Raw genomic sequence first — 458 nt, forward strand, 5'->3', positions numbered from 1 at the left:
ACGCCGCCCCCGCCCTCGCCGCCCGCAGCGCCGCCGCCACCGACCTCGTCCGCGCCCTGCACAAGGCCGCCGAGGAGGGCGAGCGCGTCGCCAACGAGGAGGAGGAGCGCTCCGACACCCTCCAGGCCACCGGCGAACGCGCCCACCGCGACGCGACCGTCGCCGCCACCGAGGCCCAGCGCGCCCGCAGCGAGGCCGGACACCTGCGCCAGCGCCTCGCCGAAGTGGGCCAGGAGACCGCCGAAGCCGTCAAGGCGGGCTGGCTCGACGACACCGCGCCCGACGCCGACCCCGCCCGCGCGGCCCTCGCCGCCAGCGACGCCGAACAGTCCGCCGTCGCCGCCTGGGACACCGCCCGCGAAGCAGCGCGCGCCGCCGCCGACACCGCCCGCGAGGCGGCCGCCGCCGAGAGCCGCGCCGACCTGGCCCTGTCTCTTATACACATCTCTGAGCGGGCT

Annotated in this window: 1 protein-coding gene; it reads left to right on the forward strand. The window is 78.8% G+C overall.

What is annotated here, in order from left to right:
- Positions 1 to 458: hypothetical protein (locus tag CR470_RS38425; RefSeq protein WP_143664009.1), on the forward strand; the 458-nt coding region annotated here is incomplete at both ends.

This window comes from Streptomyces sp. rh34 (assembly GCF_002551245.1).
Lineage (GTDB): Bacteria > Actinomycetota > Actinomycetes > Streptomycetales > Streptomycetaceae > Streptomyces.